Annotated in this window: 2 protein-coding genes; one reads left to right on the forward strand and one right to left on the reverse strand. The window is 63.7% G+C overall.

Features of this window, described 5'->3' with window-relative positions:
* Nucleotides 1-531 (forward strand): LysR substrate-binding domain-containing protein (locus tag AC1DU6_RS33590; RefSeq protein WP_477862687.1); only part of this gene is annotated, 531 nt, incomplete at its 5' end.
* Nucleotides 532-541: 10 nt separating this feature from the next.
* On the opposite strand, the gene AC1DU6_RS33595 is transcribed toward AC1DU6_RS33590, so the two are convergent.
* Nucleotides 542-799, reverse strand: a 258-nt coding sequence (locus AC1DU6_RS33595) for an inositol monophosphatase family protein (RefSeq protein WP_477862688.1), incomplete at its 5' end; no start/stop codon positions are given.

The raw sequence follows: 799 nt of genomic DNA on the forward strand, positions 1-799 counted from the left end.
GTCAGCCTCGAGGTCGAGGAGCGCGAAAGCGCCGATATTGCACAGGCAATCGCTGCCGGCATTGCCGATTTCGGCTTCGCCGCCGAGCACACGCTGCCGGACAGTCTCGAACGCTTCACCTTCAACGAAGACCGGCTAATGCTGGTGACGGCGCCGCGCTGCGATCTCGCCGGCCGGCGTCACATCGATTTCCATGAGATCATTGATCGCGATTTCATCGGCCTCACCAATGCGACGGCACTGCAGAACCACATTGGCAAATATGCAGCGCAACTCGGGGCACGGCTTCGGTACCGGGCGCAGATGCGGGATTTCGATGCGATGTGTCAGATGGCGGCAGCCGGCGTCGGCATCGCGATTGTACCGGAGGTCGCAGCGCGGCGCTGTGCGCGGTCTACGGCGCTGGCCCTGATCCGGATTCGCGATCCCTGGGCGAACCGCAAGCTGGCGATCTGCTTTCGCAACCTGAAAACGTTGTCGCGGCCCGCGCAGCAGATGATCGAGCATCTACGGGCTGCGGCGCGGACGTAGCAGTGCCTGATCAGGCGTTGAGGATCTTCAGCGCCGCCTCATGCACGCGCGGATCGCCGGCGGCGACGATGCGGCCACCGTTCTGCGCGGGTTTGCCCTCCCATGTCGTCACGACGCCGCCAGCGCCGGTGATGATCGGGATCAGGGCTGCGATATCGTAGGGCTTCAGCTCGGTCTCGATGACAAGGTCGAGATGGCCAGCGGCGAGCATGCAATAGGAATAGCAATCACCGCCGTAGCGCGTCAGCCGCACGCCTTTTTCGACGTC

Source organism: Roseateles sp. P5_B10 (genome assembly GCF_056400485.1).